This is a genomic window from Pseudolactococcus yaeyamensis (assembly GCF_054658615.1).
Genome location: NZ_BAAGGP010000095.1, coordinates 1 through 9,224, shown reverse-complemented (window position 1 = coordinate 9,224; position 9,224 = coordinate 1). Strand labels below are relative to the sequence as shown.

The following is a 9,224-nucleotide window of genomic DNA, read 5'->3' as shown; positions in this document are numbered from 1 at the left end:
TGTTAGAACAACCTGACATAAGTCTGTTGTCTCTGAAAATAGCTGATTACAAATCGTTTGCGCATGAGTCATGGCAAAAATACCACTTGAATAACTAGCCTGAAATTGTTCATTCTTTTTGTGATGAATGTCAATACCAACTAATTCTTTAACTGCGGATTCAGCTAAATCAACACTACTGGATATTTGGGGCATTTTGTCTCCTATTTTCTAAATTTAATTTCAATGACTTTCTTTCATTATATATAATTTATGACGTTTTATCAAAATATTACGAATATTTTTATCAAAAATGAAATCATATTCATTTTTGATAAAAATAGAAGCTATTCCAAATCAAGAAATGTGCAATTTAAATGTTAGAAAATAGACAAGATGAATATTTCAGATATCCAATCGTATCAAATAATAATTTTCATCTATCATAAAAATGAAAAACAAAAAAAGTGGCTGTTGAGTGCAAACATTTTGCAACCAACAGCCACTTTTTTAAACAGTTTTTCTACTTTTCTAAATCCCTTTATATCAACGTTCCGTCACGATACAGTCATTAGAAGTAATTCCCACCCTCATTCACTTGATAACTCAAGTCTCAAAAGTCTGATAAAGGAGACTAATCTATGATTGGTTGCTCTCATGCCTTGTTCATCTCAACTATCTAAGCATTCGGCGAACAAGGCACGAGATAGAAACAAGGTGATCATCAATAACGAAGGGATTGCAAGGCTTCCACCATCTCTTGCTCGCTAATTAATATTCGTTACTGACCTATGCTTGTTTTTAAATTTCAGAATTTGTTATTTCTTTTTCGGGTTCAATCCGTTCAGGCGACTCAGGTACTACTGGTATTTCTTCATGATGGTCAAGAACTTCTGATACTTGGTTGACCGTGTGACTGATTTGTACGGTATTCCCTCCATGACTCTCAACAATTTCTTTTAACTTTTCTTCCCCATCGCCAATATAGGTCTCAGTTGGTTTAAGAACTTCTTCCCATTCATGAGATTTGATACCTTCAAGTTGTGATTCAATCATTAATGTCATCCGTTGATGATAAATACGCATCTTACGTTTCAATTCATCGGTTTCTTTAACTAAACGACGAGCATCATCTGATGCAGAATTGAGAATACCACCGGCTTCTTTTTTAGCAGATTCCAAAATATACTGTGCTTTTTGACCCGCCTCAGTTGTGACACCATTGGCTTCGTTGATGGCGTTTTCTTTTAAGTTATCCGCAGCACTTTGTGCAACAACGATTGACTTATTCAAGGATTCTTTCATACCTTCAAAGTATTCAACACGTTCGCGTAAACTTTTCAATTCACGTTCTTGATCTTTCATCTTTTCAGCAAATGTGTCATAATCTCGAATAATTAAATCAAGAAAATCATCAACGTCAGCTTTATTGTAGCCACGCATCTTAGTTGGAAACGTTTTATTTTGAACATCTAAACTATTTAAAGTCATAGGTGCTACCTCCTATTATCTATCTTTCATTTTGGTTCTCTTTAGTTTACGACTGATTAATCAAATTATATCTAAAGAGAATTGGGCAATAACATCATTAAAAATCAATTCATTTTTTTGGTTGAGATAATTTGAACTTCTACTCTGACCTTATCTTTTTTTGTTAGCCCGAGTGTTTGACCAATTTTCAATCGCCCAAGACCTCGAACACTGACCAAGTCACTTGCAACCAACTCAAAATCATTTCGCAAAACTTCTGTATAATTGACTTTTACTTTACTTGATTGTATCAAATTTTGTGCTAAATTGCGAGACATATTGAAAACACTTGCGATTGCCTTATCCAAGCGTAGACTTGATAGGGTAACGATTTTCGTGATTGCTTGTTCAGCAGCAGGCACGAATTGCATCACATCAATTTCTCGGATTTTGACACCACTACGGCCAATTTTATGGACGGTATCCATTATCAACGGCACTAATTTGGCAGTCACAAAGACTTGAGCAAATGTATCATGGACAAGGATATCGCCTATTTTCGAACGAGACAGTCCTGTTTCACCTAACAAAGTCCCAAGAATTTGTGAATGTTTCAATGTCACAAATTTACTGGCAAATTCAATCTGTAGACAAGCCAACTCAAAATCAGCAATTTCCAGTTGATAATAAGCAGGTGCTAAAATCACCTTCACATATTCCGTCTCAGCGATAGCTGAGCTAGTAAACATCTGAATGTCTGACGCCTGTTGCCCTCGCACCAAGGTCGTCAAAATAAAGACTTGTCTCGGATTTAAAAAATCTGTAACAATTAAGCTATAGCTGTCACTAACGCTCGTCAACCAGTCAGAGGCTTTGTCAATAAAAGTGCGTTCACTTGGTCGGAAGTGCTGATAAATCGCTTGTGTCATCCGAAAACCATCAGTAATAAACGTTGTATACAGTTCAGAGCAATAATGGCTACAAAAATCGTAAAGTCAAGACCTGCAAACTGAAGGGGTAAACGGTCAAAAATCGACAAAAATGGTCGTGACAACTGTCCGATGAGTCTGCCGACTTGACTATTGCGTAAATCAGGCGCCCAACTCAGCAAGGCATAGATAATCAAGACCCATTCATAAATCGTGATTAGGCGGTACAAAAAGTATATCATCATTGGTATGTGTCCAAACCTTCAAAATTGCGACCTGCAAGAATACTTAATTCTTTTTCTGCATCAACTGTCATGCCACTTGGTGTAAGCAAGAAAATTTGCCCACCGACATTTTGGATGTCGCCATCAAGTGTGAAAACAACGCCCGTTAAAAAGTCAATCGACCGTCGTGCTTGTTGGTCACCCATATTTTTAAAGTTGACCAAAACACTTTCGCCATTCCGAATCACACGAGCTGATTCCATGATGTTATCATAACCCGCTGGCTCTTTGATGGCAATCGTTGGCACGATACCAGCAGAAACAGCGAGTTGTTGCGAGACATGACGTGTTGTATTTGTCGCATTGTCAGCTTGACGACTTTGCTTGCGTTCTGATTTTATTTCCGCTTTAGGTGAGGGGGGGGGCACAACTTGCGGGCGAGTTGCTTGCGCTTGCGGTTGTGCTGGTGCTTGATTAGACACCGTTTGAGGGCGCACAACGGAAGCCGACTCTTCCTCTTCTCCTAAATTAAAATAATTTTTTGCTTTTTCTATGATATCTTTTAAAGCCATTAATTTCTACCTACTTATTTTAGTCATCTCTAACATTTAGAGGCGTCCTTATTTGAAGAACTTGCTACCAATCCTAACAAAAGTTGCACCATGCAAAATCGCTTGTTGATAATCTTGACTCATCCCCATTGATAATTCTGTGCATGGGACATGTGGCAAGCCCTGACTGGCAATTTCTACTTGTAAGTTTTTTGCCTTATCAAAAATGTCAGCCAACTCTGTCTCACTCGCATCAATCGGTGCCATTGTCATTAAGCCAATAATTTCAACTTTTGATAAGTTAGAAAATTCTGGCAAAACATCACCTAATTCATCTGGAGAAAAGCCATGTTTACTTGCTTCTCCTGAAACATTTACCTGTAGAAAACACTTGATGACATGATCCGCACGTTTATCAATCTCATGCGCTAATTTAATAGAGTCCAACGCATGGAAATAATCTACTCGGTTAATGACATCTTTGACCTTGCGGCGCTGTAACGTACCGATCAGATGCCAAGTAATTGGTAAATCAAACAGTTTTTCTTGTTTATCCAGAAAAAGTTCTGTCCGATTTTCAGCGATATGTGTGATGCCAGCTTCAACCAATTCTCTAGCCTTGTTAGCATCAACATATTTAGTCACACCAATCACGGTTGTCTTGCGTCCTACTTTTGTGTCAGTGGCAGCAACATGTGCCAAGACGGCTACAACATTTTCAGAAATTGTCATCACTTAACGTTTCAAAAATGGTGGGATGTCAAGGTCTTCATCGTTGGATGAAGTTGTTGCACCACCAAAGCTACTCACACCAGTTGTATTTGTTGGTTCTGACGGTGTTTGACGAACAGTATTTTCTTTCCGAATATCCCAGTTACCAAACGCTGATTCAGGTGCTGAGCTTTCAGGTGATGTTTTTTGACGTGTTGCAAAATGATTATTTGACAAATCAAGATTTGATGACCCTAATACACGACGACGAGGTTGTTCAGAAATTGGTGTTGTTTGTGTTTGACGCATTGTCGCTTGTTGCAAGTCATCTTCTGAAACACCTGTCGCAACAACCGTGACACGAATTTCATCTTTAAGCGATTCATCAATAGATGTCCCCAAAAGAATGTTGACATCATTACCAGCCGCTTGAATGACCAATTCTGATGCATCTTGTGCTTCTGTCAAACTCATATCCATACCACCTGTCACATTCAGAAGAACATTTTCAGCGCCTTCAATGGTAGTTTCAAGCAATGGCGAGTAGATAGCTTTGCGGGTTGCTTCGATAACACGGTCTTCACCTGAGGCAGTACCGATACCCATTAGTGCATCACCTTTGTTTGCCATGACTGTTTTTACATCTGCAAAGTCAAGGTTGATCATGCCTGGATTTGTAATCAAGTCCGTCACACCTTGAACGCCTTGGCGTAAAACATTGTCAGCTTCTTGCAAGGCTTCTTTCAAAGGAGTTTTCTTGTCAACAATTTCAAGCAAGTTATTGTTTGAAATAATCAACAAGGTGTCAACAGAAGCTTTGAGTAATTCAATGCCTTCTGATGCAAAGTAGCCACGTTTTGAGCCTTCAAAACCAAATGGACGTGTGACCACACCTACCGTTAAAGCACCCAGATCGCGAGAAATTTGTGCAATTACTGGTGCTGCTCCGGTACCTGTGCCACCACCCATACCAGCAGTGATGAAGACCATATCTGCACCTTCAAGTGCTTGTTGAATCGTTTCAGCTGATTCTTCTGCTGCTTTTTGACCAACTTCTGGCTTTGAACCTGCACCCAAACCACGTGTCAATTTTGGTCCAAGTTGAATCACTGTATTTGCTTTTGAAGCACGGAGTGCTTGAACATCTGTGTTTGCTGCGATGAATTCAACGCCTGAAACACCTTCCTCAACCATTCGGTTAATCGCGTTGCCACCAGCACCACCGACACCAATAACTTTTATAATTGCGCCTTGCGTGAGCGCTTCATCAAATGAAAATTCCATTGTTTTATATCTCCAAATTCATTTTTTACCGTAACGAGTCATAAAATTTAAGTCTTATTTGTCTTCTAAACTTTTTTCTGACAGTCTTTGATTATTAGTCTATCCAGTAAAGTACTAAGATGCCTACGTTATACTACTTAATCAAACATACTACCGAACATATTGCGAACCTTATCTACAAGACCTTCTCTAGGCTCAGTGTCTTGCGTAGGGACACCTGACTGCGCTTGTGGCGTAGGTGCCACATAGCCCACTTCATCAGTTGCTTGTGCATAAACATTATCCGTAAAACTTGCAACGGCTGACTCATGATACGTCTCAACAATCGGTTCTGCAAAAACTGTATTTCCTGCTGCTGCTTCTGTTACCAAAATTTCAATATCAGAACGGCTACCGACATAATCCACAATTGAAATCACTTGCGCAAAGGTTGGATTACGAAGTCCCATTTCATTTGGTACATATAGGCGGACATTGGCTCCGATAATTTTCGTTGCCAATTCTGTCACGCCTGGCATCGCTGCCGCACCACCTAATAAGACAATTCCACCAGGCAATTCAAGACCACGAGACCGTTCCAAATCTTGACGGACACGCGAGAAAATTTGCGTCAAGCGTGCTTCAATGACTTGAGATAAATAAAACTCTGTAATTTCAACTGGTTCTGCATGCCCAACGACATCCACTGGGAATCTTTCTTCCTTACTAGCGCGTTCTGTAGAAGCTTCACCATAATTGAGTTTCAAACTATTTGCTTGGTCAAGTGATGTATTTAAAACTGTTGAAATATCTTTCGTGATATAGTCGCCACCCTCAGGAATGATGTGGGCAAACTGTAATTCTTGGTCTCGAATTGCGATAACGGTTGTTTGGCCTGCACCTAAATCAATGACAACAGTACCAAATTCACGTTCTCCTTCATTTAACACATGGTGTGCTAAAACAAGTGGCGCAATCACAATGTTATCAACTTGAAGTCCTGCACGCTCAACCGCACGACGAATGTTATGTACCAATGTTTTAGGTCCGGTGTAGACTAGACCTTTCATTTCAAGACGGACACCAAACATCCCACGCGGATCCGAGATACCAGAAAAACCGTCAACTGTGAACTCTTTGGGTTCAACAGCGATGATTTCACGTTCAGGCATCATACCACGCATCAGCGCACTAGCAACGACTTGACTAATATCACTTTCAACGACTTCTTTTGATTCGCTATTAATGGTCACCATACCTTGACAGGCATCAACTTCAAGACGATTAGCTGGGACTGCGACATTTAACCCTTTAATTTGGATACCTGCACGCTCTTCTGCTGCATTTACTGCTTTGCGAATCGCTTGTGCGACTTTTTCAATATCAACAATGGTACCATTTTTTAAGCCGTCAGATTTTGCATTTCCGACGCCGATTATATTCATTTCACCAGAGACGTACTCGGCTACCAACACTTTGATTGTGCTAGTTCCGATATCCAACCCTGTATAAAGTCCACTTTTGGCCATTAAAGTGACTCCTTCCATTATCCATTCATCATTTTTTAAAATTTAATTATGTAAAAAGTTGTCTAATATCCGATTATCGACATAAACACTCTTTTTTATTTTAACACAAAATCACAGCAAAACAAGATATTTGCTGTGATTTTCCTCAATTAACTGTATTCTTTTCAGAGACGTTGGGATTTACCGATTGAAAATATGGCAATCGTGCCTGTCCCCGTATGCGTTGCAATCGTTGGTCCTATCGGTGTTAAGGTCACTTCTGTAATCAAATTTGAACGCAACAAATCCGCTTTGACTTCTTCAGCAACATCGGGTTCACCAGAATAGCCAATCATGACATGTGGGTAAGCGGGGTCAAAATCAGTTAGGATATTTGCCACCAATGTTTTCAATGCTCTTTTCTTACCTCGAATTTTGCCAACCTGCCGTAAGCGACCTGCTGGGTCAACATCAATAATCGGTTTGATATTAACTAAAGTACCAACAGTTGCTGCTGTTTTAGAAATTCTGCCTCCTCGTGCCAAGTGATATAAATCATCCGCCATGACCCAGCTTCGCAAGCGAGGAATCAGTTCTTGCAAAACTGTCACCACTTCTTCTAAGGTCGCACCTGCATCTCGCAGTTTAACTGCTTCTTTGACTAAATAACCTTCGCCTGATGCCGCAGCTAAGGTATCAATCGTCGTAATCTGTGCTGAAGGGAAGTCATCTAAAACGAGTTGCTTCGCCATTTCAGCACTTTGATAGGTGCCTGATAAACCTGATGAAAAACCCAGATAAAGGATAGCTTTGCCTGATTTGATGACTGTTCTAAAAAGCTCTGAAAATTGGCCGACATTAATCTGTGAGGTAACAGGCTTGGCACCTGTCGCCATCTTGGCTAGTAAAACGTCACTCGTCAAACGATCAAGTCCAACAGTCGGGTAAGTCGTCTCCTCAAGCGTCACAGTCAAACCCAGCATGGCAATATCATGCGCTACAAGATAAGCATCCGATAAGTCTGATGTCGAATCGGTGATGATTTGATAAGTCATGGTCACTCCATTTCTATCTAATTTCTATGTTATAGTAGGTTATACAGGCATCTTCATTCTATTTCAAACATTAATTTTTTAAGCTCATCTAACTGAGCATCTGCCCAAGATATTCGAGGTTTTTGAGTTGTCATCGTTCGGGCATGTTGCGTCAAATCTTGTTTTCTGAGATTCACACGTTCCTCTAGCTCACGCGCCGAAATCCGCATGGCACCTTGTGAAAAAATGACCCATTGTTCTGCCAAATCACTGGTTGCAACATAGACGGTTGTCAGAATATTATTGCATTTACCCGCCAACTTTTCGATGTAACTATCTGCTGTCTCATCTTCTTTTGTAAAAATCACAAGCACATTATGCACATGAAATTTACTCGTCACCCCCGGGACGAACTGGGCATCAAAAACACAGATGATTTCTAATCCCTCAAAGCCTGCATAATCTGACAACTTCTTAAGCAGCAAATCTCGCGCCTGTTCTAGATCATTATTTTGAAAAAGATGATGGGTCTCCCGCCAAGCGCCAATCATGTTATAGTCGTCAACAATTAACAGTTGTTTTTTCATAATTGTCTGCCCTTAACTAATTTGATTGCCCAAAATTTCTGGCCCATTCATACATCAAAATTCCTGCAGCAACACCCGCATTGAGACTTTGAACGTGCCCTTTCATCGGAATCGTGATCATCTCATCGACTTGCTTCTTAATATTCGACGTGATGCCAGCACCCTCAGCACCGATAATCAAGGCGACTTTGCCTTGCGTTTGCCATTTCGCATGCGGCGTCCCATTCATATCCGTACCAAAGACCCAAAAACCCGCAGCCTTCAGCTTATCCAAAGTTTGCGACAAATTCGTCACCCGCGCGATGGGCACATGGTTAATGGCACCAGTCGATGTTTTGACAACAACCGGCGTCACGCCGACCGAGCGATGCTTGGGGATGATAACGCCCGAAACACCGGTCGCGTCTGCCGTTCTGAGAATGCTGCCTAAATTATGGGGGTCAGTCAAGCCATCAATCACAATGAGCAAGGGATTTTCAGCGTTTTCGGTTAAGGCTAATAAATCCGATAGCTCTTGATAAGCATAAGCGCTTGTTTTGAGGACAAACCCTTGATGGACACCGCCATCTGACATTTCTTTTAACTTTTCTTTGCTGACAAAAGAAATGCCGACTTTTTTCTCACTCGCCAGCGCCTTGATTTTATCAACATTCTTGCCACGCAAATCGTCTTGAATATAAAGTTTATTGCCTAGGTTTTCTGTCAATGAATCCACGACAGCATGAACGCCGTAGATGGTGTCGTTGATATGTTCGTCTTCGTTAAAATTTTCCTGATTTTTTTTCATAATGCTATTATAGCAAAAAGTAAGAGATTTTAGTAAACGCTAAACTAGCAAGCTTTCCCGAGTTTGACAGTTAAAAATCAGAAAAACACTATTCCGCCTTGTGATATAAGGAGTTATAGCGTTTTGTTCTCAATTATTTTTGTTGTATACACACCCCTCTTGCGAATTGTCTCAGCTCCTC

At 40.4% G+C, this 9,224-nt stretch carries 11 protein-coding genes; all 11 read right to left on the bottom strand.

The genetic code is table 11. From position 1 onward, the window contains the following. Positions 1-195 (bottom strand): TIGR04197 family type VII secretion effector (locus ACYQ21_RS13505; RefSeq protein WP_460059034.1); only part of this gene is annotated, 195 nt, incomplete at its 3' end. A 585-nt stretch (positions 196-780) separates the two neighbouring features. Next, positions 781-1,470: a DivIVA domain-containing protein gene (locus ACYQ21_RS13500; protein WP_460059033.1), complete on the bottom strand. Its 690-nt coding sequence runs from the start codon at positions 1,468-1,470 to the stop codon at positions 781-783. A gap of 104 nt (positions 1,471-1,574) precedes the next feature. Then, positions 1,575-2,378 carry a YlmH family RNA-binding protein gene (locus ACYQ21_RS13495; protein ID WP_460059032.1) on the bottom strand — a complete coding sequence of 268 codons (804 nt, stop codon included), beginning with the start codon at positions 2,376-2,378 and terminating at the stop codon, positions 1,575-1,577. After that, entirely contained in the window at positions 2,375-2,623 is a 249-nt protein-coding gene (locus tag ACYQ21_RS13490) for a YggT family protein (RefSeq protein WP_460059031.1), read from the bottom strand. The genes ACYQ21_RS13495 and ACYQ21_RS13490 overlap by 4 nt, the downstream gene beginning before the upstream one ends. After that, on the bottom strand, positions 2,620-3,174 hold the full coding sequence (locus ACYQ21_RS13485; protein ID WP_460059029.1) for a cell division protein SepF: 555 nt from the start codon (positions 3,172-3,174) through the stop codon (positions 2,620-2,622). Before ACYQ21_RS13485 ends, ACYQ21_RS13490 begins: the two co-directional genes overlap by 4 nt. Positions 3,175-3,222: 48 nt before the next feature. Continuing rightward, entirely contained in the window at positions 3,223-3,885 is a 663-nt protein-coding gene (locus ACYQ21_RS13480) for a YggS family pyridoxal phosphate-dependent enzyme (RefSeq protein ID WP_460059027.1), read from the bottom strand. A 3-nt stretch (positions 3,886-3,888) separates the two neighbouring features. After that, complete coding sequence (gene ftsZ / locus ACYQ21_RS13475) at positions 3,889-5,148, bottom strand: cell division protein FtsZ (protein ID WP_460059026.1); 1,260 nt, start codon at positions 5,146-5,148, stop codon at positions 3,889-3,891. Positions 5,149-5,285: 137 nt separating this feature from the next. Further along, positions 5,286-6,656 carry a cell division protein FtsA gene (gene ftsA / locus ACYQ21_RS13470; RefSeq protein ID WP_460059025.1) on the bottom strand — a complete coding sequence of 457 codons (1,371 nt, stop codon included), beginning with the start codon at positions 6,654-6,656 and terminating at the stop codon, positions 5,286-5,288. Positions 6,657-6,820: 164 nt separating this feature from the next. Beyond that, positions 6,821-7,690: a DegV family protein gene (locus ACYQ21_RS13465; protein WP_460059023.1), complete on the bottom strand. Its 870-nt coding sequence runs from the start codon at positions 7,688-7,690 to the stop codon at positions 6,821-6,823. A gap of 53 nt (positions 7,691-7,743) precedes the next feature. Further along, positions 7,744-8,256, bottom strand: a complete 513-nt coding sequence (locus ACYQ21_RS13460) for an NYN domain-containing protein (RefSeq protein ID WP_460059022.1) — start codon at positions 8,254-8,256, stop codon at positions 7,744-7,746. A 16-nt stretch (positions 8,257-8,272) separates the two neighbouring features. Next, positions 8,273-9,043: a 23S rRNA (guanosine(2251)-2'-O)-methyltransferase RlmB gene (gene rlmB, locus ACYQ21_RS13455; RefSeq protein WP_460059021.1), complete on the bottom strand. Its 771-nt coding sequence runs from the start codon at positions 9,041-9,043 to the stop codon at positions 8,273-8,275. Positions 9,044-9,224: the final 181 nt, after the last annotated feature.

Bases quoted from the DNA above. Each gene is read 5' to 3' on its own strand.
- ACYQ21_RS13485 (WP_460059029.1), bottom strand. From the start codon at position 3,174: ATGGCTTTAAAAGATATCATAGAAAAAGCAAAAAATTATTTTAATTTA.
- ACYQ21_RS13500 (WP_460059033.1), bottom strand. From the start codon at position 1,470: ATGACTTTAAATAGTTTAGATGTTCAAAATAAAACGTTTCCAACTAAG.
- ftsZ (WP_460059026.1), bottom strand. From the start codon at position 5,148: ATGGAATTTTCATTTGATGAAGCGCTCACGCAAGGCGCAATTATAAAA.
- ftsA (WP_460059025.1), bottom strand. From the start codon at position 6,656: ATGGCCAAAAGTGGACTTTATACAGGGTTGGATATCGGAACTAGCACA.
- ACYQ21_RS13495 (WP_460059032.1), bottom strand. From the start codon at position 2,378: ATGACACAAGCGATTTATCAGCACTTCCGACCAAGTGAACGCACTTTT.
- rlmB (WP_460059021.1), bottom strand. From the start codon at position 9,043: ATGAAAAAAAATCAGGAAAATTTTAACGAAGACGAACATATCAACGAC.
- ACYQ21_RS13490 (WP_460059031.1), bottom strand. From the start codon at position 2,623: ATGATGATATACTTTTTGTACCGCCTAATCACGATTTATGAATGGGTC.
- ACYQ21_RS13465 (WP_460059023.1), bottom strand. From the start codon at position 7,690: ATGACTTATCAAATCATCACCGATTCGACATCAGACTTATCGGATGCT.
- ACYQ21_RS13480 (WP_460059027.1), bottom strand. From the start codon at position 3,885: ATGACAATTTCTGAAAATGTTGTAGCCGTCTTGGCACATGTTGCTGCC.
- ACYQ21_RS13460 (WP_460059022.1), bottom strand. From the start codon at position 8,256: ATGAAAAAACAACTGTTAATTGTTGACGACTATAACATGATTGGCGCT.